24 protein-coding genes, 4 pseudogenes and 1 other annotated feature are annotated in these 24,661 nt (G+C 59.0%); of the genes and pseudogenes, 18 read left to right on the forward strand and 10 right to left on the reverse strand.

What is annotated here, in order from left to right; all coding sequences use genetic code 11:
• Position 1 precedes the first annotated feature (1 nt).
• From sdhA to QB905_RS11250, 4 genes are all read left to right on the forward strand, one after another.
• Complete coding sequence (sdhA, locus tag QB905_RS11235) at positions 2 to 1,804, forward strand: succinate dehydrogenase flavoprotein subunit (RefSeq protein ID WP_282975118.1); 1,803 nt, start codon at positions 2 to 4, stop codon at positions 1,802 to 1,804.
• Entirely contained in the window at positions 1,804 to 2,331 is a 528-nt protein-coding gene (locus tag QB905_RS11240; RefSeq protein WP_282975119.1) for a hypothetical protein, read from the forward strand. Before sdhA ends, QB905_RS11240 begins: the two co-directional genes overlap by 1 nt.
• Positions 2,332 to 2,344: 13 nt before the next feature.
• Positions 2,345 to 3,121 (forward strand): succinate dehydrogenase iron-sulfur subunit, encoded by a 777-nt coding sequence (locus QB905_RS11245; protein WP_282975120.1) that lies wholly within the window; start codon positions 2,345 to 2,347, stop codon positions 3,119 to 3,121.
• 215 nt (positions 3,122 to 3,336) lie between these two features.
• Entirely contained in the window at positions 3,337 to 3,657 is a 321-nt protein-coding gene (locus QB905_RS11250; protein ID WP_282975121.1) for a 2Fe-2S iron-sulfur cluster-binding protein, read from the forward strand.
• A gap of 3 nt (positions 3,658 to 3,660) precedes the next feature.
• Here the strand turns inward: QB905_RS11250 and QB905_RS11255 are convergent, their stop codons facing one another.
• From QB905_RS11255 to dapF, 5 genes are all read right to left on the reverse strand, one after another.
• Positions 3,661 to 4,347: a MarR family winged helix-turn-helix transcriptional regulator gene (locus QB905_RS11255; protein ID WP_282975122.1), complete on the reverse strand. Its 687-nt coding sequence runs from the start codon at positions 4,345 to 4,347 to the stop codon at positions 3,661 to 3,663.
• A 115-nt stretch (positions 4,348 to 4,462) separates the two neighbouring features.
• Positions 4,463 to 5,194 (reverse strand): inner membrane-spanning protein YciB, encoded by a 732-nt coding sequence (locus QB905_RS11260; protein WP_282975123.1) that lies wholly within the window; start codon positions 5,192 to 5,194, stop codon positions 4,463 to 4,465.
• A complete protein-coding gene (ftsY, locus tag QB905_RS11265; RefSeq protein WP_282975124.1) occupies positions 5,191 to 6,141 on the reverse strand; it encodes a signal recognition particle-docking protein FtsY in 951 nt (316 codons plus the stop codon). Before ftsY ends, QB905_RS11260 begins: the two co-directional genes overlap by 4 nt.
• Positions 6,138 to 7,409 (reverse strand): tRNA (N(6)-L-threonylcarbamoyladenosine(37)-C(2))-methylthiotransferase MtaB, encoded by a 1,272-nt coding sequence (mtaB, locus tag QB905_RS11270; protein WP_282975125.1) that lies wholly within the window; start codon positions 7,407 to 7,409, stop codon positions 6,138 to 6,140. The genes ftsY and mtaB overlap by 4 nt, the downstream gene beginning before the upstream one ends.
• On the reverse strand, positions 7,406 to 8,239 hold the full coding sequence (gene dapF / locus QB905_RS11275) for a diaminopimelate epimerase (protein WP_282975126.1): 834 nt from the start codon (positions 8,237 to 8,239) through the stop codon (positions 7,406 to 7,408). Before dapF ends, mtaB begins: the two co-directional genes overlap by 4 nt.
• A gap of 92 nt (positions 8,240 to 8,331) precedes the next feature.
• On the opposite strand from dapF, the gene QB905_RS11280 reads away from it, so the two are divergent.
• On the forward strand, positions 8,332 to 8,706 hold the full coding sequence (locus tag QB905_RS11280) for a DUF1330 domain-containing protein (protein WP_282975127.1): 375 nt from the start codon (positions 8,332 to 8,334) through the stop codon (positions 8,704 to 8,706).
• Here the strand turns inward: QB905_RS11280 and QB905_RS11285 are convergent.
• Complete coding sequence (locus QB905_RS11285; protein WP_282973492.1) at positions 8,681 to 9,880, reverse strand: IS256 family transposase; 1,200 nt, start codon at positions 9,878 to 9,880, stop codon at positions 8,681 to 8,683. The two genes, QB905_RS11280 and QB905_RS11285, sit on opposite strands and share 26 nt — an antisense overlap.
• Positions 9,881 to 10,250: 370 nt before the next feature.
• Positions 10,251 to 10,583: pseudogene (locus QB905_RS11290) on the reverse strand (transposase); the annotation flags it as partial.
• Positions 10,584 to 10,638: 55 nt separating this feature from the next.
• On the opposite strand from QB905_RS11290, the pseudogene QB905_RS11295 reads away from it, so the two are divergent.
• Positions 10,639 to 11,087, forward strand: a pseudogene (locus QB905_RS11295) (transposase); the annotation flags it as partial.
• Positions 10,923 to 11,051, forward strand: a sequence feature (AL1L pseudoknot). (Overlaps the previous pseudogene by 129 nt.)
• Positions 11,088 to 11,158: 71 nt before the next feature.
• Here QB905_RS11295 and QB905_RS11300 read toward each other — a convergent pair.
• On the reverse strand, positions 11,159 to 12,358 hold the full coding sequence (locus QB905_RS11300; protein WP_282973106.1) for an IS256 family transposase: 1,200 nt from the start codon (positions 12,356 to 12,358) through the stop codon (positions 11,159 to 11,161).
• A 153-nt stretch (positions 12,359 to 12,511) separates the two neighbouring features.
• Between QB905_RS11300 and QB905_RS11305 the strand changes: the two are divergent.
• Positions 12,512 to 13,198, forward strand: a pseudogene (locus QB905_RS11305) (IS3 family transposase); the annotation flags it as partial.
• 57 nt (positions 13,199 to 13,255) lie between these two features.
• Positions 13,256 to 14,229: pseudogene (locus QB905_RS11310) on the forward strand (IS3 family transposase); the annotation flags it as partial.
• Positions 14,230 to 14,477: 248 nt separating this feature from the next.
• On the opposite strand, the gene QB905_RS11315 reads toward QB905_RS11310, so the two are convergent.
• Entirely contained in the window at positions 14,478 to 14,984 is a 507-nt protein-coding gene (locus QB905_RS11315; protein WP_282975128.1) for a TIGR02300 family protein, read from the reverse strand.
• 155 nt (positions 14,985 to 15,139) lie between these two features.
• Between QB905_RS11315 and aroA the strand changes: the two genes are divergently transcribed.
• From aroA to mscL, 7 genes are all read left to right on the forward strand, one after another.
• The gene (gene aroA, locus QB905_RS11320) at positions 15,140 to 16,372 is read left to right on the forward strand and encodes a 3-phosphoshikimate 1-carboxyvinyltransferase (protein WP_282975129.1); all 1,233 of its coding nucleotides are present in this window, start codon (positions 15,140 to 15,142) and stop codon (positions 16,370 to 16,372) included.
• Positions 16,373 to 16,428: 56 nt separating this feature from the next.
• The gene (locus QB905_RS11325) at positions 16,429 to 16,659 is read left to right on the forward strand and encodes a type II toxin-antitoxin system Phd/YefM family antitoxin (RefSeq protein ID WP_282975130.1); all 231 of its coding nucleotides are present in this window, start codon (positions 16,429 to 16,431) and stop codon (positions 16,657 to 16,659) included.
• Positions 16,656 to 17,075, forward strand: coding sequence for a type II toxin-antitoxin system VapC family toxin (locus QB905_RS11330; RefSeq protein ID WP_282975131.1), 420 nt, complete (start codon positions 16,656 to 16,658; stop codon positions 17,073 to 17,075). Before QB905_RS11325 ends, QB905_RS11330 begins: the two co-directional genes overlap by 4 nt.
• Positions 17,072 to 17,686 (forward strand): (d)CMP kinase, encoded by a 615-nt coding sequence (cmk, locus tag QB905_RS11335; protein WP_282975132.1) that lies wholly within the window; start codon positions 17,072 to 17,074, stop codon positions 17,684 to 17,686. The genes QB905_RS11330 and cmk overlap by 4 nt, the downstream gene beginning before the upstream one ends.
• A gap of 48 nt (positions 17,687 to 17,734) precedes the next feature.
• A complete protein-coding gene (rpsA, locus tag QB905_RS11340) occupies positions 17,735 to 19,627 on the forward strand; it encodes a 30S ribosomal protein S1 (RefSeq protein WP_282975133.1) in 1,893 nt (630 codons plus the stop codon).
• 270 nt (positions 19,628 to 19,897) lie between these two features.
• Positions 19,898 to 20,194, forward strand: coding sequence for an integration host factor subunit beta (locus tag QB905_RS11345; protein WP_282975134.1), 297 nt, complete (start codon positions 19,898 to 19,900; stop codon positions 20,192 to 20,194).
• Positions 20,195 to 20,223: 29 nt separating this feature from the next.
• Positions 20,224 to 20,634, forward strand: coding sequence for a large-conductance mechanosensitive channel protein MscL (mscL, locus tag QB905_RS11350; protein WP_282975135.1), 411 nt, complete (start codon positions 20,224 to 20,226; stop codon positions 20,632 to 20,634).
• A 33-nt stretch (positions 20,635 to 20,667) separates the two neighbouring features.
• Here mscL and QB905_RS11355 read toward each other — a convergent pair whose 3' ends face one another.
• Positions 20,668 to 21,615 carry a glucokinase gene (locus QB905_RS11355; protein ID WP_282975137.1) on the reverse strand — a complete coding sequence of 316 codons (948 nt, stop codon included), beginning with the start codon at positions 21,613 to 21,615 and terminating at the stop codon, positions 20,668 to 20,670.
• A 133-nt stretch (positions 21,616 to 21,748) separates the two neighbouring features.
• Between QB905_RS11355 and QB905_RS11360 the strand changes: the two genes are divergently transcribed.
• From QB905_RS11360 to trpA, 3 genes are all read left to right on the forward strand, one after another.
• A complete protein-coding gene (locus QB905_RS11360) occupies positions 21,749 to 22,399 on the forward strand; it encodes a phosphoribosylanthranilate isomerase (protein WP_282975138.1) in 651 nt (216 codons plus the stop codon).
• 205 nt (positions 22,400 to 22,604) lie between these two features.
• A complete protein-coding gene (trpB, locus tag QB905_RS11365; protein WP_461781802.1) occupies positions 22,605 to 23,822 on the forward strand; it encodes a tryptophan synthase subunit beta in 1,218 nt (405 codons plus the stop codon).
• Between the two features lies 1 nt (position 23,823).
• Positions 23,824 to 24,642, forward strand: coding sequence for a tryptophan synthase subunit alpha (gene trpA, locus QB905_RS11370; RefSeq protein ID WP_282975140.1), 819 nt, complete (start codon positions 23,824 to 23,826; stop codon positions 24,640 to 24,642).
• The last annotated feature ends 19 nt before the right edge of the window (positions 24,643 to 24,661 follow it).

Genomic DNA, 24,661 nt, shown 5'->3' on the forward strand with positions numbered 1-24,661 from the left:
CATGTCAGACTCGCAGAAAAAACCCTATAATATCATTCATCACGACTATGATGTGGTGGTGGTCGGCGCGGGCGGTTCGGGGCTTCGTGCCGCGCTCGGCGCTGGTCAGGCCGGTTTGAAAACCGCCTGTATCACCAAGGTCTTCCCCACCCGCTCGCACACAGTGGCAGCCCAGGGCGGCGTGGCCGCTTCGCTCGGCAATATGGGCGAGGACAAGTGGCAATGGCATATGTACGACACCGTCAAGGGGTCGGACTGGCTGGGCGATCAGGACGCCATCGAATATCTGGTGCGTAATGCGCCCAAGGCCGTTTACGAGCTTGAACACTGGGGCGTGCCGTTTTCGCGCACCGAGGACGGCAAGATCTATCAGCGCCCGTTCGGCGGCATGACGCGCAATTTCGGCGAAGGCCCGGTGCAGCGTACCTGCGCTGCTGCCGACCGCACCGGCCATGCCATGCTGCACACATTGTACGGCCAGTCGGTGCGTGAAAAGGTCGAATTCTTCATCGAATATCTGGCGCTCGACCTGATCATGGATGGTGATGTCTGCCGTGGCGTCACCTGCTGGCAGCTCGATAATGGCGACATCCACGTCTTCCGCGCCCAACTCGTCATTCTGGCGACCGGCGGCTATGGCCGCGCCTATTTCTCGGCCACCTCGGCCCATACCTGCACGGGTGACGGCAATGCGATGGTGTTGCGCGCCGGCCTGCCGCTTCAGGACATGGAGTTCGTGCAGTTCCACCCGACCGGCATCTATGGTTCGGGCTGTCTGATCACCGAGGGCGCGCGCGGCGAAGGCGGCTACCTGACCAATTCGGCGGGCGAACGCTTCATGGAACGCTATGCGCCCTCGGCCAAGGATCTGGCCTCGCGCGATGTTGTGTCGCGCGCCATGACGATGGAAATCCGCGAAGGGCGCGGCGTCGGGCCGAAGAAAGACCACATCTTCCTGCACCTCGATCACCTGCCGCCGGAAATTCTGCATAAGCGTTTGCCGGGCATTTCGGAATCGGCCAAGATTTTCGCCGGTGTCGATGTCACCAAGGAGCCGATCCCGGTTATCCCGACCGTCCACTATAATATGGGCGGCATCCCGACCAATTATCACGGCGAAGTGCTGACCCTGAAAGACGGCAATGCTGATACGGTGGTGCCGGGCCTGATGGCGGTCGGCGAAGCGGCCTGCGTGTCGGTGCATGGCGCCAATCGCTTAGGCTCCAATTCGCTGATCGACCTGGTGGTGTTTGGCCGCGCGGCGGGTCTGCGCGCCAAGGAGCTGGTGACGCCCGGCGCAGCCCACAAGGACATCGGCACGGCTGAGGTTGACAAGCATCTGGCCCGTCTCGACCGCTTCCGCTACGCATCGGGTTCCACCCCGACCGCAGAGTTGCGCCTGAAAATGCAGCAGGCCATGCAACAGGACGCCGCCGTCTTCCGCACCGGCGAAACCCTGCAACAGGGCGTCAAGCGCCTTGATGACGTGTTTCAGGGCGGGGCCGACATCGGCATCAAGGATCGCGGCCTGATCTGGAACACCGACCTGATCGAGACGCTCGAATATGACAATCTGATCAGTCAGGCCGTGGTGACGGTCAATTCCGCGGCCAACCGCGAGGAAAGCCGTGGCGCTCACGCCCGCGAAGATTTCGCCAGCCGCGACGACGAAAACTGGATGAAGCACACCCTGACCTGGATCGATCCGAAGACGGGCAAGACCACCATCGATTATCGTCCGGTTCATGCCTATACCATGACCAACGACATCGCCTACATTCAGCCTAAAGCCAGAGTTTATTGATGACAATCGAGCTGACATGGCTTCATTTAGATGTCATAGCGCGGTGGCGAAATGAATCTATCGGAATGGATATTGGAGAATTTCCAGCCGACATTGGTTATGATGCTGAGCGGATAGTGTATGTGATTAGGCTCAAACGTCCTTGCTACGTCGAATATAACAATGGTCGTTCTCCAGTGTGCTATATCGGCTCTGGGAGGGGTTGGCGTATTTTTACTCATCGTGAAGGATGGCTTGCCAAGCTTCCATTATTACTTGATGATTTTAAGGGTTATGACATTAAGCTTTCGAAGCCAAGACGTAAAGGGCCGGGAAATTTTGATGCCTATAAGGTTGTTGAGGCCGATATGATTCGTCAGTTCAAGGCAAGATATGGCGAGAGGCCATTATTCAATAGATCTCTAGGATCAGGTGATTTGAAATTTGAATATGCGCACTCAGAAGACGTCTTTGGACTCGGAAGTGGTCCGGGTTATACGGTTCCAATTAAAAGTACCCAGATGCGTCGCTCTGGATTGTTAGCTTAGACATAGGTGGTCCATGGTTGAATTAGCCCTTCCCCGCGACTCGCAGATCAAGTCCGGCAAGCGTTTCAAGGCCGCCAAGCGGACGAAGACGACGCGCACCTATAAGATTTACCGCTTCGATCCCGATTCGGGTGAGAATCCACGCTGGGACACCTATGAGGTCGATTCCGCCGAGCACGGGCCGATGATGCTCGACTCGCTGATCTACATCAAGAACCACGTCGATTCGACGCTTTCGTTCCGCCGCTCGTGCCGCGAAGGCATTTGCGGTTCGTGCGCCATGAATATCGGCGGGCGCAACACCCTGGCCTGCACCAAGGGTCATGACGAGTTTTCCGGCGAGATCACTGTAGCGCCTCTGCCGCACATGCCGGTGGTCAAGGATCTGGTGCCCGATCTGACCGGTTTCTATAACCAATACGCCTCGATCGAGCCGTGGCTGGAATCGAAGACGCCCGATCCCGAAAAAGAACGCCTGCAAAGCCCGGAAAACCGCGACAAGCTGGACGGCCTTTATGAGTGCATCCTGTGCGCCTGCTGCTCGACCTCGTGCCCCAGCTACTGGTGGAATCAGGACAAGTATTTAGGCCCCGCGGCCCTGCTGCAAGCCTATCGCTGGATCGCCGATTCGCGCGACGAAAACACCAAGGCGCGCCTTGAGTCGCTCGAAGACCCGTTCAAGCTCTATCGCTGCCACACCATCATGAACTGCGCTCAGGTGTGCCCGAAGGGTCTGAACCCGGCCAAGGCGATTGCCGAAATCAAAAAGATGATGCCTGCAAAGGGGTAAGGGCATGGGGGAAACGAACTTTCCCCCATGCTCCCTTTTCAACAGGGGAAAAATTTTCTAGGGCGGCCCGTCGAAAATTTTTGCTTTATGTGTAAACGTCGCTTTGCGACGCAACTTAAAATGCCAGATCGGGCGCGAAGCCGCCTTTAGCCCGATCTGTCCGCATTGCTCCGTGGAAAAGTACACCGAGCGCAGCGAAGGACTTTTCCACGAGTATGGCCAAGATCACCTATATCGAAAACAACGGCACCGAACACATGATCGAGGTCAGGAATGGCCAGAGCGTGATGGAAGGTGCGGTCAAGAACAATATTCCCGGCATCGACGCCGATTGTGGCGGGGCCTGCGCCTGCGCCACCTGCCATGTCTATGTCGATGAGGCGTGGACGGACAAGACGGGCACGGCTTCGGTGATGGAGGAATCGATGCTCGATTTCGCCAATGAGCTTCAGCCCAATTCGCGCCTGTCGTGCCAGATTATCGTCAAGGACGATCTCGACGGCCTGATCGTGCGGATGCCCGCCGACCAGCACTGATCATCATTCGGCGGGCTTGTCTTCCGGCGTGACAGCCGGTTCTTCCGCATCCGCGCCTTCTGACAGATGCGGCATGGGCAGCTTTTTCAGCTTGCGCGCCGCCTTGGCCGATTTAGCCGCATCATCGGGCTTCTTCTTTTTCTTGTCGGCCTTTTTTTCAAGCCGCTTCAGGGCCTTGGCCTTTTTCTCATCGTCCTTGCCGGGCTTGTCCTTCGCGGCGTCGCCCTGAGCGGCTTCGCTTTCGCGCATATGGACAACTTTACGCAGCAGCTTGACGAAGCTTTCGCGTTTGGGCGGCGACAACAGGCTCAAAATCTTCTCGTCGGCGGCCAGGACGCGCGGTTCGGCATCGGCCAGGGCGGCGCGGCCCGCCTCAGTCAGTTGCACCAGATTGGCGCGGCCATCGGTAACTGAGCGCTCGCGCGCCAGCAGGTTTTTGGTCGTCATGCGCGCCACCAGATCGGCCAGGGTCGAGCGGTCAATACCTGTGAGCCTGACCAGATCGGCTTGACTCAGTCCGCCGCTTTCGCCGCCCTCCAGCGCCTTGAGAACGGCATATTGACGCTGCGAAAGCGCGTCCTCGCCCATTTCGGCATTGTAAATATCGAGCGCGATTTGCAGCACACGGTGCAACAGGTGGGCCGGCGAATCCTCAAGACTGGCAGCGCTATGGGCGGGCTTATCAAACATCGATCTCTTCCGTCCGGCATGTTTCATTGTCAATCCCCCTGATTGTACCATCAGGAGCATGACACGGATTGATGACGCATTTGCGACAGTTTCCTCCGCATACGGAAGGACTATATCAGACCTGTTCGTCCGCGTCCGGTTCCGTCACCAGATTTTTCATCAGGAAGGGTAGGAGCGCCAGGGTCAGCACCACCGGCCCCCCGACGATAGAGATAATTTTCCAGGTCGCCCAGATATCGGTTGTATAGGCCCGTCTGACAAATTCATTGATGGCCGCCATCGCAAAATAAAACAGCGCATAATAAAGGGTCAGGCGTGGCCATGCCGCGTCTTTCAGCTTCAGGCTTTCGCCGAGCAGGGCCTTTAATGGTTGCTTTTTGAGTAACAGGCCACCGATCAGGATGGCGCCGATCAAAGCATCGAGAATGGTCATCTTGACTTCAATGAAGGTGGGATTGTGGAATATGACCGTCAGGATGGAGAAGGGAACAGACAGCAAACAGGATACCAGCGGAATCCACGCAATACGCTTTTCCAGCGCAAGACCGGCTACTAAAGCGACGACCGAAGCCACACCCAGGGCTGCGCTGGCATAGATGATGCGATCATCCTTGGCCCCGATCTTGAGAAGATTGGAGATCAGCAATGTCAGCCCGAACAGGATGATCGGGCCATAATCGACCGCCATCTTGACGTAGTTCTGCTTCGGCTCGCCCGTTTTCAGCGCCAGTTCGGGATTAACCTCGCCCAGCTTTTCCGCCATGTGCGCACCGGCCTTGTCAACGGCGGCATCGGCGGCGCGGATGGCTTCAGGTGTTATTTCCGGCTTTTCGGATTCGTCCGTCATGCGTCACCCAGCGGCTCAAGGCCGACCATCGAGCGGGCGAAATCGCGCGCCTTGAATTCATGCAGGTCTTCGATGTCTTCACCAACGCCGATCAGCTTGATCGGGGCGTCCGAAGCCTTGGCGACCGGGATCAGAATGCCGCCGCGCGCCGTGCCGTCCAGCTTGGTCATGACCAGCCCCGACACAAAGGCCTGACGGCCGAAAATCTGCTCCTGACTGAGCGCATTACGGCCTACCGTGGCATCGAGTACCAGAAGCGTTTCGTGCGGCGCGTCCGGGTCAACCTTCTTGATGACGCGCACGACCTTCAGCAGTTCGTCCATCAGGGCCTGCTTGTTTTGCAGGCGGCCCGCCGTGTCGATCAGCACGACATCATAGTTTTCTTCGCGCGCCCTGACAAAGGCGTCATAGGCCAGACCCGCCGCATCGGCACCGGTCTTGCGGCCCATGAAATCGGCTTTGGCGCGCTCGGCCCAGATTTTGAGCTGTTCGACGGCGGCGGCGCGGAAGGTATCGCCCGCCACCACCAGCACCTTCGCGCCTTTGGCGGTCAGCGAGGCGGCAATCTTGCCGAGCGTCGTCGTCTTGCCGGAACCATTGACGCCAACGAACAGCACCACATAGGGTTTGGGCCCGGACAGGGGATCGAAGGTCGCTTCATGGCCGACCAGTTCCTCGGCCAGAGCCTCGGCTAGCGCCGTGCGCACGGCATTGGGGTCTTTGGCCGAATTGAAGCGGGCGCGGCTCATCTTGTCGGCGATGGTGGCGGCCACGGCAGGGCCGAGATCGCTCTCGATCAGCAGGTCTTCCAGTTCCTGAAGCGCGTCGTCATCGAGCGCCTCCTTCTGCACGAACACCTGCGTCACCTGTTCGGTCAGATTGGCCGAGGTGCGCGACAGCCCTTGCGTCAGGCGCTGGAACCAGCCCTTTTTCTTCTCTTCGGTCATGCGATCTTCGATAGCTCGGTTTGGGCGATTTGGCCCGTGGCGTGTTTGCCATCATGGCCGGTAATGGTGATGGCGCTGATCCCGCCCACAATGGCCGCCCCGTCAAACACCACCTCGGTGAAATCGGCGGCGCGCGCGAAACCGGGCTTTTCGATCACGCAGGACAGGGTGCGGCCCAACTGGCGGTCGAGATGGCGGTGAAGCGCCGCCTCGGCCTTACCGCGAAGCTGGGCGGCGCGTTGCTTGATCAGGGCGCGTGGCAATTGCGGCATCTTGGCCGCCGGGGTTTGCGGGCGCGGACTATAAGGAAAGACGTGGACGAAGCTCAAATCCGCCTCATCGACCAGCGACAACAGGTTGGCGAAGGCCTCTTCGCTTTCGGTCGGGAAACCGGCGATCAGATCGGCCCCCAGCGAAATGTCGGGACGCGCTTTGCGCACGGTTTCGACCAGACGCAGGGCATCGGCGCGCAGATGGCGACGCTTCATGCGCTTCAGGATCAGGTCGTCACCATGTTGCAGCGACAGGTGCAGATAGGGGGCGAGGCGTGCTTCATCGCGCAGCGCCATCAGCAGCGTATCGTCGATCTCGGCGGCATCGATCGAGGACAGCCTGAGGCGCTTCAGGTCGGGCACCAGTTTTAAAATGCGCGTCACCAGATGGCCGAGTTGCGGCTGGCCGGGCAGATCCTGACCCCACGAGGTCAGATCGACCCCGGTCAGCACGATTTCCTGATAGCCCTCGGCCACCAGTCTTTGGGTTTGCGCGATTACATCACCCGCCGCCGCCGAGCGCGAATTGCCACGGCCATAGGGGATGATGCAGAAGGTGCAGCGGTGGTCGCAGCCGTTTTGCACTTCCACAAAGGCGCGGGCGCGATCCTTCAGCCCGTCGATGAGATGACCGGCGGTTTGCTGCACCGAGAAAATATCATTGACGACGATGCGGGCCGAATCCGGCGTCAGCCGGTAGGCCCCCGCCTTTTGCTTGTCGCCATTGCCGATAATGAAATCAACCTCGCCCATTTCGGCAAAGGTATCGGGATCGGTCTGCGCCGCGCAACCGGTGACAATCAGCCTGGCGTCGGGGTTTTCTTTCCGCGCGCGGCGAATGGCCTGACGGGCCTGACGCACCGCCTCAGCCGTGACGGCGCAGGTGTTGAAGATGATGGCATTATCCAGCCCGTCTTCCGCAGCCGTTTTGCGGATGACCTCGCTCTCATAGGAATTGAGGCGGCAGCCAAAGGTGACGACATCAACCTTATTCACAACGTCCCCTCGAACTCGACCTCGACCGGGCCGGTCATGAAGACGTGGTCATTCTCAGCCCACTGAATATGCAGCGGCCCGCCATCCATGATGACGCTGGCCGTGCGCTCGGTCAGGCCGCGCCTTGCGCAGGCCACGAGCGTGGCGCAGGCGCCGGTGCCGCAGGCCTTGGTGATGCCTGCGCCGCGTTCCCAGACGCGCATACGGATGGTGTTGCGGTCGATGACTTGCGCGAACTCGACATTGACGCCTTCGGGGAAGAGCGGATGGTTCTCGATCAGCGAGCCGGTGGCGGCGACATCGACGGAGGCCACGTCATCGACGAAGAAAACGACATGCGGATTGCCCATCGAAACAGCGCACGGCGTATGATAGAGGGGCGCATCATAGGGCCCGACCTTCAGCTCCAGCCGCAGCGTGTCCATCTCTTCCGACAAAGGGATTTCGCGCCAGTCGAGACGCGGCCTGCCCATATCGACGCTGGCCGTGCCGCTGGTGGCGTCGGCGCGCAACATCCGCGCACGGGTGGGGCCGCCCAGCGTATCGATCTTCAGCGTGCGGTCAGAGGCATCGCGGTTCAACACCCAGGCGACGCAGCGCAAGGCATTGCCGCAGGTTTCGACCGTGCCGCCGTCACTGTTCCACACGCGCATGAAGGCGTCGCCCGCGGGCGCGCTCTCGATGCTGATCAACTGATCAAAGCCGATGCCCGACGCGCGATCGCCCCACGCCCGGATCTGATCCGGGGCGGGCGCGAAGGCGTCTTCGCGGGCATCGATGACAATGAAATCATTGCCAAGGCCGTTCATCTTCAGAAAGGGACGGGTCATAACTGCCGCTATATAGTCATAAAGCCGCGCGACTAACAGGCTTTTCAGCAAATTGATGTCAGGCTATGGCTGAAGACACACAGGAGTTCATCATGCCCAAAGCCTATCTGATCGCCCAGGCGACCGTTTCCGACCCCGAAGCCTATGGCCGCTATGTCGCAGGCACCAAGGCCGCCTTCGACAAATATGGCGCAAAACCATTGGCGCGCGGCGGGCGCACCGAGGTGATGGAGGGCCACGGCCGCCCGCGTGTTGTGGTGCTGGAATTCGCCGATCTCGATATGGCGCGCGCCTATTACAACTCGGCGGAATATCAGGCGGCGCGGGCCGAGCGCATTGGCGCGGCTGAATTTGACTCAATCATCGTCGAGGATCGTGCCCCAGGGCGTGGTGTAATTGAGCGCTTGGCATCAATGACTTCCGGACAGGTCCGGGTTTCGCTCAGTTTGCCACGGCTGGCATGCTGAGAAGTGGATCATCGCTGAGTTGTGCGATGGTTTCAAGGGTAATGTAGCGTCCGCGCTGAACCGCCCATTCGTCATTTTGTTCGAGCAGGATGGCGCCGACCAGTCTGGTGATGGCATCGTCGTTTGGGAAGATGCCCACGACATCGCAGCGACGCTTGATTTCGCCATTGAGCCGTTCAATGGGGTTGGTTGAGTGCAGCTTGATGCGGTGTTCCTTCGGGAAGGTCATATAGGCCAGGACATCGTGCTCAGTCTCGTCCATGATCGTGGCCAGCTTTGGCATTTTGGGCCTGAGCTGGTCGGCGACGTTTCGCCATTGGGTACTCGCCGTTTCCGCCGTCTCCTGGGCGAAGGCCGTGCCGATGAAGGCAGAGACGACGCGTCGCCCGCTCTTGCCGGCATGGGCGCAGACATTGCGCATGAAGTGAACACGGCAGCGCTGCCAGGTGGCGTTGAGAACCTTGGAGACGGCACCCTTGATCCCGATGTGGGCATCAGAGACCACAAGTTTGACACCACGCAGGCCCCGGCGTGTCAGGTTGCGCAGGAACTCTGCCCAGATCGGTTCGGCTTCCGAGGTGCCGACCTCCATGCCCAGCACTTCACGCCTGCCGTCGCTGTTGACGCCAACGCAGATGATGACGGCGACCGAGACGATACGGCCGCCCCGGCGCACCTTCAGATACGTAGCGTCAATCCAGATGTATGGCCATTCCCCTTCAATGGGGCGGTTCAGGAAAGCCTTCACACGGTCATCGATCTCTTCGCACAGCCGACTGACCTGACTCTTGGAGATGCCGCTCATCCCCATCGCCTTGACCAGATCATCGACAGAGCGCGTCGAGATACCCTGAACGTAAGCCTCCTGGATCACAGCCGTCAGTGCCTTCTCGGCCATGCGCCTGGGCTCCAGGAAACCCGGGAAGTAACTGCCTTTACGAAGCTTCGGGATCCGAAGCTCGACCGTGCCTGCGCGTGTTTCCCAGTCTCGGTCACGATAGCCGTTGCGCTGGACCAGCCGGTCGCCGGTTTTCTCATGGTAGCCGGCACCGGTCATGCCGCTCACTTCCAATGCCATCAAGCGTTCAGCCGTGAAGCTGATCATGTCGCGCAACAAATCGCTGTCTGAGGTCTTTTCAACAAGCCCTTTCAGGGCCATCATATCGTCGGTCATCGGTGTTCTTTCGTTCTGGAATGAGTGTCGCAACCCAAACCTATCCGAAAATCACTGATGACCAACCCGCTACGCTAAGGCTCGCTTTGCCCTTTTGAATGGGCAGCGAGCCATGCGCTACGCTCTTACCCAGTTACACCACTCGCTGGGACACGACCTCGTCGAGGGCGTGGAATAAAAAAGCCGCCGTATGAAATCGGCGTATCAGACTGCTGACAAACCCCTGGCGTAAGCCGGGGTTTTGTGATTCACCAGGCTATGCTCAAGAAACCCAGTGCTGAACAAACCGCAAACCCAGTGCTGAACAAACCGCCCTAGCAGTCTGTCGGATTGGGTTTGTTTGGATTGGGTTATGCACGTGCTATTGCTCTCAGATGGGCTTGAGAGCGGTCATTCGCTTGCAGTTGTACGCCAGGGCGAGCAGTGCCCATTCGCATTTGACCTTTTGCAGTCCACGCATTGAGAAGCGTCGGAAACCGAGGACGGATTTGATGATGCCGAAGACGGGTTCGACGGTCTGCTTTCTGAGCTTGTACTTGGCTTTTGCGTCCTGGGTTTCCAGTTTTGCCTTCATGGCCAGCCTCCAGGGTTCGTTGATGGCGCGTTGCGGCTTAGCGTCTGTCGGAGGCGGTCTAAAATCGTAGGGTCTTTGGGGCTGTGTTCTGGCAATGGCGACCAAAGCTTCAACCTTCATGGCCTCAATGGCGGTGAACCGCCCCGGATTTGCCGGAGGCCCTAACTCGTGAGTAGATAGGGCTATGACGAACAAAACGACGAATAAATTTTCCCCTGAGATCCGCGAACGGTCTGTACGGATGGTTCTCGAACATGAAGCCGATTACCCTTCGCGATGGACAGCCATCTTGTCGGTAGCTCAGAAGATCGGTTGTGCGCCGGGCACCCTGAACGACTGGATCAAGAAGACTGAGGTCGATACCGGCAAGCGCGCTGGCGTTCCGACCGATCTGGCCGAGAAGATGAAGGCCCTGGAGCGCGAGACCCGGGAGTTGCGGCAGGCCAACGAGATATTGCGCAAGGCCAGCGCTTATTTTGCCCAGGCGGAGCGAGCCTGAAAGAGTGGGCGCCCGTTCAAGCGATGACTGCGTTCATCGATGATCACCGGGAGGCGTACGGGGTCGAGCCGATCTGCAGAGTTTTGCCGATTGCCCCATCTACCTATTTCGAACGCATCGCTCAGCGTAATGATCGATCGTGCCCCAGGGCGTGGTGTAATTGAGCGCTTGGCATCAATGACTTCCGGACAGGTCCGGGTTTCGCTCAGTTTGCCACGGCTGGCATGCTGAGAAGTGGATCATCGCTGAGTTGTGCGATGGTTTCAAGGGTAATGTAGCGTCCGCGCTGAACCGCCCATTCGTCATTTTGTTCGAGCAGGATGGCGCCGACCAGTCTGGTGATGGCATCGTCGTTTGGGAAGATGCCCACGACATCGCAGCGACGCTTGATTTCGCCATTGAGCCGTTCAATGGGGTTGGTTGAGTGCAGCTTGATGCGGTGTTCCTTCGGGAAGGTCATATAGGCCAGGACATCGTGCTCAGCCTCGTCCATGATCGTGGCCAGCTTTGGCATTTTGGGCCTGAGCTGGTCGGCGACGTTTCGCCATTGGGTACTCGCCGTTTCCGCCGTCTCCTGGGCGAAGGCCGTGCCGATGAAGGCAGAGACGACGCGTCGCCCGCTCTTGCCGGCATGGGCGCAGACATTGCGCATGAAGTGAACACGGCAGCGCTGCCAGGTGGCGTTGAGAACCTTGGAGACGGCACCCTTGATGCCGATGTGGGCATCAGAGACCACAAGTTTGACACCACGCAGGCCCCGGCGTGTCAGGTTGCGCAGGAACTCTGCCCAGATCGGTTCGGCTTCCGAGGTGCCGACCTCCATGCCCAGCACTTCACGCCTGCCGTCGCTGTTGACGCCAACGCAGATGATGACGGCGACCGAGACGATACGGCCGCCCCGGCGCACCTTCAGATACGTAGCGTCAATCCAGATGTATGGCCATTCCCCTTCAATGGGGCGGTTCAGGAAAGCCTTCACACGGTCATCGATCTCTTCGCACAGCCGACTGACCTGACTCTTGGAGATGCCGCTCATCCCCATCGCCTTGACCAGATCATCGACAGAGCGCGTCGAGATACCCTGAACGTAAGCCTCCTGGATCACAGCCGTCAGTGCCTTCTCGGCCATGCGCCTGGGCTCCAGGAAACCCGGGAAGTAACTGCCTTTACGAAGCTTCGGGATCCGAAGCTCGACCGTGCCTGCGCGTGTTTCCCAGTCTCGGTCACGATAGCCGTTGCGCTGGACCAGCCGGTCGCCGGTTTTCTCATGGTAGCCGGCACCGGTCATGCCGCTCACTTCCAATGCCATCAAGCGTTCAGCCGTGAAGCTGATCATGTCGCGCAACAAATCGCTGTCTGAGGTCTTTTCAACAAGCCCTTTCAGGGCCATCATATCGTCGGTCATCGGTGTTCTTTCGTTCTGGAATGAGTGTCGCAACCCAAACCTATCCGAAAATCACTGATGACCAACCCGCTACGCTAAGGCTCGCTTTGCCCTTTTGAATGGGCGGCGAGCCATGCGCTACGCTCTTACCCAGTTACACCACTCGCTGGGACACGACCTAATGATCCGGCTCGACTGTCGGCGCGGGCGAAGCGTGATCTGGAACTCAAGCCGGAGGTCGCGCGTGTGTTTGCCGAGAACTACGAGGTCTATGGCGTCCGCAAGGTCTGGCGCCAGATGAATCGGGAGGGCTTTGACATTGCCCGATGCACGGTCGAGCGATTGATGCGCGGCCTCGGTCTGCAGGGTATAATCCGCGGAAAGCCTGTTCGTACAACGGTTTCCGATAAGGCGGCACCTTGCCCGCTGGACCATGTGAACCGGCAATTCCGTGCACCGGCGCCCAACAGGCTCTGGGTATCGGATTTCACCTATGTCGCCACCTGGCAGGGCTTTGTGTATGTGGCATTTGTCATCGACACCTACGCCCGCCGCATTGTCGGCTGGCGCGCCAGTCGTACGGCCCATGCCAGTTTCGTCCTCGATGCGCTGGAACAGGCGATCCATGATCGCAGGCCTGTTCATCGCGGCGGCCTGGTGCATCACTCAGACCGGGGCAGTCAGTATATTTCGATCAAGTATACTGAGCGTCTGGCTGAAGCGGGTATCGAACCATCGGTCGGAAGTGTTGGGGATTCCTACGACAACGCCCTGGCTGAAACCATCAACGGGCTTTACAAGGCCGAGGTCATTCATCGCAAAGGGCCGTGGCGCAACTTTGAAGCCGTTGAGTTTGCCACTGGACTTGCCCGGAAAAAGTGGAGAGCGAACTTCTAAAATTTGCTAGGAGTTTGATCCATGAAGGACGAGAAGAAAACATTAGGCGGGCGTGGTCGCCATGCTGGTGTGACGCCGGAGTTCCGTGCTGAGGCTGTGCGTCTTGTTGAGACGAGTGGCCGATCTGTTGCCGCAATTGCAGAAGATCTGGGTATTGGAAAATCGACGCTGACGCGCTGGCTGACGCAACATCGGGAGGCCGATCTTTTGTCGGGGCCGCACTCAGACGTCAGCAAGGAGCTGGCGCGGCTTCGCAAAGAGAATGAGATTTTGCGCCAGGAGCGCGACCTTCTAAAAAAAGCAGCCGCCTTCTTCGCGCGGGAGACCACGAAATGATATTTCGGGTCATCGATGCGGAGAAGGCCACCGTTCCTGTCCGCCGCAGTTGCGCCCTGTTCGGCGTCAGCATGAGCGGCTTTTACGCCTGGAAGGGCCGTGCGCCCAGCCGTCGTCAGAAGGATGACCTGGTGCTTCTGGCGCATATCCGGTCGCAGTTCGCCACGTCGCATGAAACCTATGGCAGCCCGCGTATGACGGTCGAATTGCAGGAAGACGGCGTCGAGGTCGGGCGCCATCGCGTTGCCCGTCTGATGCGCGACAACGGTTTGAAGGCCTTGCAGACAAGGCGTTATAAGAAAACGACCGACAGCCATCATGGCGGGCCTGTGGCGCCCAATATTCTGGATCAGGACTTTGAGGCGTCAGCGCCTGACCAGAAATGGGGTGTCGATATCAGCTATATCTGGACGGCGGAGGGTTGGCTTTACCTGGCGATCGTGCTCGATCTTTATTCCCGCCGGATTATCGGCTGGTCGGTCAGCGACCGGTTGAAGAAGGATCTTGCCCTCAATGCCCTGCAACGCGCCATCGCCATACGCAGACCGCCGCGTGGCGTTATTCACCACTCCGACCGCGGCAGCCAATATTGTTCCGAGGCCTACCAAAAGCTCTTGACGGGCCGAGGCTTTATCCTGTCCATGTCGGGCAAGGGCAACCCCGCTCTAAGCCGCGTCAAATGGCAGTGTCTGCTCGCCGCAACCGCCCAGAATATCAAGAAAATCGCCCTCATGATGGCCAATGAGCCAAGGCTGAGCGCCGCATAGATCGCGCAAACCAATTTGCCCGCCCAAACATCTTACGAATGGGGCCCGCAAAACAAAACCCCGCCAAATATGACGGGGTTTGTCAGCAGTCTGAATGGCCATCGGTCACCCGATGGCCATTGTGCATTTTGTCGGCGATTTTAAACGATGTCTTCGTCGTCATCCTTGCCGGGCAGGTCTATGTCTTCATCAAAATCGTCGTCGTCGTCTTCGAGGAAGGGCACGTCGTCGCCATCATCGTCGTCGCCAATATCGGCGTCCTCGATTTCCATATCGACCGTATCGGGCGCATTGACACGGGCCGGATCGGCAGGGTCGAGATCCTCGTCCTCATCAACCAGCAACGGATCGTCGGTCACCACTTCGTCGATTTCGGGTGCCGTGACTTCGGGCTCTTCGTCATCGTCGTCCTCATCGCCGGGGGTCTTGCCCTTGGCCTTGGTCTTGGCCAGCTCTTCGCCATCCTCGTCCGTATCTTCGTAATCCGGCTCGACCGGGCGGGCGCGCGAACGGCGGGTGCGCACGACCTCTTCCTGATCGAATTCGAAATCGCAGCGCGGGCAATGCGCCGGATGCTTGCCGAGATCATAGAATTTCGCCGTGCAGTTCGGGCAAACTTGTTTGGTACCTAAGGCAGGATCAGCCACGGGACGTCCTTCTTTCAGTCTGGAAATTTTCTGTTGCTTTGGCTCCCCTGCCACTAGATAAGCCTCCTGTCAAAGCCCCTTTTGCGGGGGCTGTTTATTTTTTGCTCAAAAACCGAGACTTTCCCGTGCCCAATCAAACAAATGCGGTGAGACTTGTGCCCGTTCGGACACGGATCGCCGGAAAAATCGCCCTGCCCGGCTCGAAGTCGATCACCAACCGCATCCTGCTGATCGCCGCCCTCGCCGAAGGCACGAGCCATATCAGCGGCGCGCTCAAAAGCGACGACACCACCTATATGGCGCAGGCCCTGCGCCAGCTCGGCGTCACGGTCACGCAAAGCGGCGAAAGCGATTTTACGGTGGTGAGCACAGGCACGCTTAAGCCTTCGCCAGAGCCATTGTTTCTTGGCAATGCCGGAACCGCCGTGCGCTTCCTCACCGCCGCCGCCGCCCATATGGATGGCACCACCGTGCTGACCGGCGACGCGCATATGCAGAAACGGCCAATCGCGCCTTTGGTGGAGGCGCTGAACGCGGCGGGCGTGACGGCCGCGGCCCCCACAGGCTGTCCGCCGGTGACGGTGACGAGCAAGGGCGGCTTTTCCAGGCGCGCCGTTTCTGTCGATGCCAGCCTGTCGAGCCAGTATGTCTCGGCCCTGATGATGGCCGCCACCAGGGGCGATGCGCCCTTTCGTTTAAGCGTCCGTGGCGGTGACATCGGCGCGCGCGGCTATATCGATATTACGCTGGCCTGTATGCGCGCCTTCGGGGCCGAAATCACCCAGACCGAGGCCCTGGGCTGGGAAATTGCCAACACGCCTTATGCGGCGCGCGACTACCGGGTGGAACCCGACGCCAGCGCCGCCACCTATCCGTGGGGCATCAATGCCTTGCTGGGTGCAGACATCGACATCGGCATCGCCCCCGAAGCCATGATGCAGCCCGACGCCAAAGCCTATGACTATATAAAGCAATTCCCCAACCTGCCGCCCGTGATCGATGGCAGCCAGATGCAGGACGCCATCCCCACCATCGCTGTGCTGGCCGCGTTTAACCATCATCCCGTCCGCTTCGTCGGTATCGCCAACCTGCGCGTCAAGGAATGCGACCGCATCAATGCCGTGGCCACCGAACTGAACCGCATCCAGCCCGGTCTGGCGCAGGAAATCGGCGATGATCTGCTCATTACGCCCGACCGCAGCCTGATGGGTCGCAAGGTTGAGGCCGACATCCACACCTATCATGACCACCGCATCGCTATGGCCTTCGCACTGGCCGCGCTGGTCATCGATGGCCTGCGCATTCTCGATCCCGGCTGCACGGCCAAGACCTGGCCCGGCTACTGGCGCGATCTGCAAAGCGTCGGCGTAGAGATGCGTTTTGATTGAATTTGCCCGTCATTCATGGTATATATGACCATAGACTGTGACTATGGACAAAAATCATGGATGACGCTTCAATCGGTGCCGGCGATTTTAAAGCCAAATGCCTGAAATTGCTGGATGAGGTGGCGGAAACACGCCGACCTCTTATCATTACCAAGCACGGCAAGCCTGTGGCGCGGCTCGTGCCCATGCCGCCGAAGAAAAGCCTTTTCGGCTTAATGGCGGGTAGTGTTGTCTATGAGGGCGATATTATCTCGCCCATAGACGTGGAATGGGATGCAAATAAATGAGTCTTGTCCTGCTGGACACGCACGTCCTGATCTGGACCGTCACTCAGTCACACCGTATTGGCCCGCAAACACAAGCCCTGCTTGAGCGCGCATCGGTCCATAGTGAGGTCTGCATTTCGGCCATCACCATTTGGGAAATCGCCATGCTGGAATCGAAAGCGCGCCTCAATCTGGATCGGGATGCGGAAAAATGGCTTGAGACTATCTTCGAGCAAGGCGGTCTTTCGCTCATTCCTCTCGCACCCGCAATCTCCTTTGATAGCACAAGGCTTCCAGGGAATTTTCACAATGATCCCTCTGACCGACTGATCGTTGCAACGGCACGTTATCTTAACGCGCACCTTATTACTGAGGACGCAGCCATTCTGGCCTATGCGCGTCAGGGTCATGTCAAAGCTGTGAGTCCAAGCCTGTGAATTCCCCCCTCATCATCGCCTTTGATGGCCCCGCCGCTTCGGGCAAGGGCACTTTGGCCGCGGCAATCGCCGCCGATTACGGCCTGCCGTGCCTCGATACGGGGCTTTTGTATCGCGCCGTCGGCCATATCGCCCAGACGAAAAACATCGACCCGGCCCTTGCCGCCGCCCATATCGACGCTGACCTGCTGGCCGATGCGGTTTTGCGCGGTCGCCACGCTGGTGAGCTGGCATCAAGAGTGGCCGCCATCCCCGAAGTGCGCGCCGCCCTTTGGCAGTATCAGGTCGATTTCGCCCGTCAGCCGGGCGGGGCGGTGCTGGATGGCCGCGACATCGGCACGGTGATCGCGCCCGATGCGCCGGTCAAACTGTTCGTCACCGCAGCACCTGAGGTGCGCGCCGCGCGGCGCTGGAAGCAGTTGGTTCAGGCCAATCCGGCGCTGACGCTCGACGAGGTTCTCGAAGATATTCGCATCCGTGACGCGCGTGATTCGTCGCGGTCAAGCGCGCCTTTGGAAAAAGCCGCCGACGCGCTCTTGCTAGATACGACCGACTTGGGTATAGAAGCGGCCATCGCAACTGCGCGATCCCTTGTGAAAAGCCGTTTGTAACGCGCCAAAAAATTCCAGAATGGCGCGTTAAATCCCAACATCGGCTGTTTGAGGCAGCACACGAGACGCCAGCGGAGCCGTTTTACGGCTTGCAGTTTACAATTTGGGGCCCGCCTTTATGGCTGCCTCCCAATCCAACCCAACTTTACAAAGTCGCACCCCCGCGCCCTTTCCCCGTCTGCGTCACGGCCTCACTGCCGTTTTCGGGATCATGAAAGCCGGGACACGCGCCAACCCGAAACAAGAATGCTTATGAGCGATTATAATCCTTCCCGCGACGATTTCGCCGCCCTGCTCGATGAATCGATGCATGGCCGCGACATGCTCGAGGGTCAGGTCATTCACGGCCTCGTCGTCGCCGTTGAAAAAGATTATGTCATGGTCGATGTCGGTCTGAAGACCGAAGGCCGTATCTCGACCAAGGAATTCGGTGCCGAGGGCGCCAATCTCAAGGTCGGCGACAATGTCGAAGTCTATCTTGAGCGCGTCGAAAACGCGATGGGCGAAGCGGTCATCAGCCGCGACAAGGCCCGCCGCGAGGAAGCCTGGACGCGCCTCGAAGCCATCTTCAACAAGGGCGAGCCCGTCATGGGCACCATCGTCGGCCGCGTCAAGGGCGGCTTCACCGTCGATATGGACGGCGCTTCCGGCTTCCTGCCCGGTTCGCAGGTCGATATTCGTCCGGTGCGCGATGTCGCGCCGCTGATGGGTAAGGAACAGCCTTTCGCCATCCTGAAAATGGACCGTCCGCGCGGCAATATCGTTGTGTCGCGCCGCGCCATCCTCGAAGAAGCCCGCGCCGAACAGCGCACCGAACTGGTGGGCCAACTGGCCGAGGGTGAAATCCGCGATGGTATCGTCAAGAACATCACCGATTACGGCGCCTTCGTCGATCTCGGCGGCATTGACGGCCTGCTGCACGTTACCGACATGTCGTGGAAGCGCGTGTCGCATCCGTCGCAGGTGCTCAATGTCGGCGACAGCGTCAAGGTTCAGATCATCAAGATCAACCCCGATACGCAGCGTATCTCGCTCGGCATGAAGCAGTTGCAGTCCGATCCGTGGGAAAATGTCGACGTCAAATATCCGGTCGGCGGCAAGTTCTCCGGTCGCATCACCAACATCACCGACTATGGCGCTTTCGTCGAGCTGGAATCGGGCGTCGAAGGCCTGGTGCACGTTTCGGAAATGTCGTGGACCAAGAAGAACGTCCATCCGGGCAAGATCGTCTCGACCTCGCAAGAGGTTGAGGTTGTCGTGCTCGAAGTCGATGCCGCCAAGCGCCGCGTTTCGCTCGGCCTCAAGCAGGCCCAGGAAAATCCGTGGGATGCTTTCTTAAGCGCCCATCCGGTCGGCTCCACCATCGAAGGCGAAGTCAAGAACGCCACCGAATTCGGCCTGTTCATCGGCTTCGAAAACGACATCGACGGCATGGTTCACCTGTCGGATCTCGACTGGAACCTGCCCGGCGAAGAAGCCATCGCCAAGTACAAGAAGGGCGACATCGTCAAGACGAAGCTGCTCGATGTGGATGTTGAAAAAGAGCGTATCTCGCTCGGCATCAAGCAACTGGGCTCCGATCCGATGACCGGCGATACCTTCCGCAAGGGCCAGACCGTCACCGTCACTGTATCCGAAGTCACGACCGGCGGCATCGAAGTGCGCTTCGGCGACGACGATGCGCCTATGTCAGCCTTCGTGCGCAAGTCCGACCTGTCGCGCGACCGTAACGAGCAGCGCGTTGAGCGCTTCGCTGTCGGCGACCGCATCGACGCCCAGGTGACCAATATCGACAAAGCGGCCCGCAAGGTCTCCGTGTCGATCAAGGCGCTGGAAATGTCGGCGGAAAAAGAAGCGATCGAGCAATATGGTTCGCAGGATTCGGGCGCTTCGCTCGGTGACATCCTGGGTGCCGCCCTGCGCGACAAGGCCGGTTCTTAAAAACCTGCCAGACGTCATCTGAAAAGAAGCCGGAGCCTTCGGGTTCCGGCTTTTTTTGTGCCTGAAGGCCGCCGACATTTTTAATTCACGCAAACAGAGACGTTTTCCAACCGGGGCTTCGGTGTGACCTTTGAGGCATAGAGCCTTACGTGTGGTAAGAAAATTTCAGTTGTTACCGCTACCAGTGCGTTAATTAGTTTCCAACCCCTTGAACTCTTTTTCTTTTTCCATCATGCTCAGTTTCCAGGTTCACCAACCGGGGGAGACTCGATGCTGAAATCCGAACTCATAGAGCGCCTGGCTTCCGAATACCCGCACCTTACGCAAAAAGATGTGGAGCGCGTGGTCAATCTCATCCTGGAATCGATGGTGAGCACGCTCGAAAAAGGTGGCCGTGTCGAGCTGCGCGGCTTTGGGGCCCTGTCGGTGCGGTCGCGCCCGGCGCGCGCCGGACGCAATCCGCGCACCGGCGAGGCGGTCAATGTGCCCGCCAAGCACGTGCCCTTCTTCAAGAGCGGCAAGGAATTGCGCGAGCGCCTGAATCTGTCGGGCGACGATAACGCCTGATGCTATTCTGAAATCGAGCGGGGAATGTCATGAGCATTGCATCCGAATTTAAAACCTTCCTGATGCGCGGCAATGTCATCGACCTCGCCGTCGGTGTGGTGATCGGCGGCGCCTTCGGCAAGATCGTCACCTCGCTGGTCAATGACATCATCATGCCGCCGATTGGAATCCTGACCGGTGGTGTCGATTTTTCCAAGCTGAAATGGGTGCTGAAAGCCGCCGATCCGCTGACCAAAACGCCGGAAACGGCGATTGGCTACGGCATGTTCATCAATACGCTGATCCAGTTCCTGATCATCGGTGCGGCTATTTTCATGGTGGTCAAGGCGATCAACAAGCTGATGCCGCCACCCCCGCCGCCGCCGCCCGCCAATACGCCGAGCCAGGAAGAGTTGCTGGCCAATATTCTGGCCGAACTGAAGGCGCAAAACGCGAAATAAGCAAAGGCCGGTGGTGACACCGGCCTTTCTTTATCAATCGAAAAGCGTGGCCAGGCCGATGACCTCCATATCGTGGGCGGCGGGTTTGAAAACCGGTATCTCCGCCACATAGCCGCTCAAACGCCCCTTGTCGCTGTAGCGTTTGACAAAGGCCTCGACATCGAACAGATCGCCGATCATATCGAGCAGGTCGCCGGACAGATAAACGCCGCCGCGCGCCCCCAGAATCAGCGCCACGTCCGAAGCCATAGCGGCGAACCAGCCCATGCTCAGATCGATGACCTGATGGGCGCGCGTATCCTCAGCCGAGGCGCGGGCGATAATCTCCTCCGGGCTCGGCGCTTCGTTCTCATCGCCGTCGATAATGGAAAGGGCGCGCCACAAATCGCTCAGACCCGGAATCGAAATGACCCGTTCGCGCGACACATGGCCGTATTTTTGGGCCAGAACGCGCAAGACCTGATCTTCGAGATCATTGGTGGCGGCCAGATCGGAATGGCCGCCCTCTGTCGGCATAGCCGTCCAGTTGCCCATGCCATCGGGTGCCAGAGCTGACATGCCCAGCCCGTTATGCGGCCCGATGACGGCGATCACCTGTTCCTCAACCGGATCGCCGCCACAAATCTGCACACGCTCGCTGTCCTTCAGGCGCGGAATGGCCAGGGCCTTGGCGACGAAATCATTGACCAGATTGACGCGCTGCGTATCGAGAAAGGCGCGCATGTCATTGCGGTTGATCGAAAACCCATGATTGGGCAGCTTGATCACCCCGCCGCGCTCCCAGCCGGCGGCGGAAATGGCCGCACCGGCCAGTTGCGGCTTGCCCCGATCATCAAGAAAATCGCTGATGGCGGTTTTAAAACCATCAAGACTGTTACAGGCATATTGCGTCGTGGCGTCAGGTCTTTGCCCGCGCCGCGCCAGTGCCAGTTTTAAAGAACTCCCATTACTGATATCGCTCAACAACACGAAATCGGTCATTTATCTGCCTGCCCATTGTATGATTATTACGGTTCGTGACGAAACCGCTGTTATTTAAGTTTGAAATCTATAGCCCAAACCTTGATTTTTGCTAAAGCTTCCTCCACCTGAGGCAAGGATTTGAGGTGTTTTTGTGCAACCGGAAATAAAGATTTGCGGAATTTCGACGCTGGAGGCAGCCAAAACGGCCCTCAATGACAGCGCTGACTTTCTCGGCTTCATTCATTTTGCCAAAAGCCCGCGCCATTTATCCGTTGAGGCCATGTCGGCATTGGTGCGACAGGTGCGCCAGTATCGCCCGGATGCACGCCTTGTCAGCGTTGTCGTCGATCCCGATAATGCGCTGCTGCACGCCTTGAAATCCGAGGTGGCACCCGATCTGATCCAGCTCCACGGTCAGGAAACGCCGCAGCGCGTGGCCGAGGTGGCGCAACTCATGGCCGTGCCGGTCATCAAGGCGATCAGCTTGGCGGAAAAGGCCGATCTGACAGCGGCTGACTCTTACGAACGGGTGGCCGACTATCTGTTGTTTGACGCCAAAACCCCGAAAGGCGCTGATCTGCCGGGCGGCATGGGCTTAAGCTTCGACTGGGCCATCATGCGCGACTATGCCGGCGCGAAACCGTGGTTTCTGGCGGGCGGGCTGACGGCGGAAAATGCCCGCGACGCTATGCGTTTGAGTGGCGCGCACAGGCTGGATGTCTCGTCCGGCGTCGAATCGGCCCCAGGCGTCAAAGACCCGGCGTTGATTTCACGCTTTCTTCGCGCCGCAAAATCGCTATAAAGCCAGTCTCTTTGCGATCGCCCGGCGTATAAGAGGGCAATCCGAAAAGTGTGACGCACGTTTCGGATTCAAATGCGCGTAAAAACAAAAGTTTAGAGCGTCGATCTTGAGTCGATCAGATCAGCGCTCTGAAGAACCAGACCGGTCTTGCATGGTGCATGGCCGGTGCCCTCAGAAGGACTGTATTTCGGTGGACGAGCCCGTTCTGCGACCCAATACCTATCATCAGCCGGACGCCCACGGGCGCTTCGGTTCTTTCGGTGGCCTCTATGTGCCCGAAACCCTGATGCCGCTGGTGCTGGAACTGAACGAAGCCTGGCAAACCGCGCGCAATGATCCCGCCTTCTGGGCTGAATATCATTCGCTGATGAAGTTCTTCGTCGGTCGTCCCTCGCCGCTCTATTTCGCCGAGCGCCTGACCGAGCATTTCGGCGGGGCGAAGATCTATTTCAAGCGTGAGGAACTGAACCACACCGGCGCGCACAAGATCAATAACTGTATCGGTCAGGTGCTGCTGGCCAAGCGCATGGGCCGCACACGCATTATCGCCGAAACGGGCGCGGGCCAGCATGGCGTGGCTTCGGCCACGGTTTGCGCGCGCTTTGATCTGCCGTGCATCGTCTATATGGGCGCGCTCGATGTTGAGCGTCAGGCACCCAATGTCTTCCGCATGAAGCTGCTCGGCACCGAGGTCGTGCCCGTCACCAATGGCAATGGCACGCTGAAGGACGCGATGAACGAGGCCCTGCGCGACTGGGTCACCAATGTGCATGACACCTATTATATGATCGGCACGGCGGCGGGGATGCACCCCTATCCCGAAATGGTGCGCGAATTCCAGACCATTATCGGCAAGGAAACGCGCCAGCAGATACTGGAACAGGAAGGCCGTTTGCCGGATGCGGTCATCGCCTGCGTCGGTGGTGGCTCCAATGCGATTGGCATGTTCCATCCGTTTCTGGATGATGACGGCGTGAAAATCGTCGGGGTCGAGGCATCGGGCCACGGGCTGGAGGTCTATAATGGTCACGCCGCCTCGCTGAATGGCGGTCGCCCCGGCGTGCTGCACGGCAACCGCACCTATCTGCTTCAGGACGACGACGGCCAGATTCTCGAAGGCCATTCAATCTCGGCGGGCCTTGATTATCCCGGCATCGGCCCCGAACACGCCTATCTGTTCGATACCGGACGCGCCCGCTACGTCACGGCCACCGACAAGGAAGCGCTCGAAGCTTTCCAGCTCACCTCAAAACTCGAAGGCATTATTCCGGCGCTCGAATCGTCGCACGCCATTGCCCGCGTCGGCGATCTGGCGAAAGAGGTCGGCAAGGGCGGTATCGTCGTGCTCAATCTGTCGGGGCGCGGCGATAAGGATATTTTCACCGTTGCGAAAGCGATGGGTGAAGGCATGGGAGGTCTGTAACATGGGCGTTTCACGTATTGATGCCTGTTTTGCAGGCCTGAAGTCGCAAAACAAGGCGGCCTTTATCGCCTATATCATGGCGGGCGATCCCGATCTGGAGCAGGCATTTGCCACTCTGAAGGGTCTGCCTGAGGCGGGTGCGGACATTATCGAACTGGGTTTTCCCTTCTCCGATCCGATGGCCGAAGGCCCCACCATCCAGCACGCCGCCGAACGGGCCCTGAAAAACGGCACGAAGATCGCCGATGTGTTCGAGCTGGTCAGGCGCTTCCGCGAAACCGACCAGACCACGCCGATCATCCTGATGGGCTATATGAATCCGGTCGAATCGCGCGGCCCCGCTGTCTGGGCGCAGGCCATGCACGATTGTGGCGCCGATGGGCTGATCGTCGTCGATTGCCCGCCGGAAGAGGCCGATCCGTTGAGCGATGCGCTTGATGTCCACGATCTGGCCCTGATCCGTCTGGCCACCCCCACCACCGACGCCGCTCGTCTGCAAACCCTGGTCAAACGCACACGCGGCTTCATCTATTATGTCTCGGTGGCGGGCGTCACCGGCGTCAAGGAAGCCGATGCGAACGCTGTGGCCGGTCAGGTGATCAAGGTGCGCGAAGCCTCCGGCCTGCCGGTAGCGGTGGGCTTTGGCATCCGCTCGCCGGAACGCGCCGCCGAAGTGGCCCGCGTGGCCGATGCCGCCGTCGTCGGCTCGGCTCTGGTGGACGAAATCCACACGTCTTTACTTGAAAATACACTCGCCAGCGCAAAAGTTCTGGAAAAGGCCGCCATTTTGGCTAAGGCTGTTCACAGCGCCAGAAACTAGAGACTTGCGATTAAGGTTT

It is taken from the genome of Asticcacaulis sp. EMRT-3 (genome assembly GCF_030027245.1).
GTDB lineage: Bacteria > Pseudomonadota > Alphaproteobacteria > Caulobacterales > Caulobacteraceae > Asticcacaulis.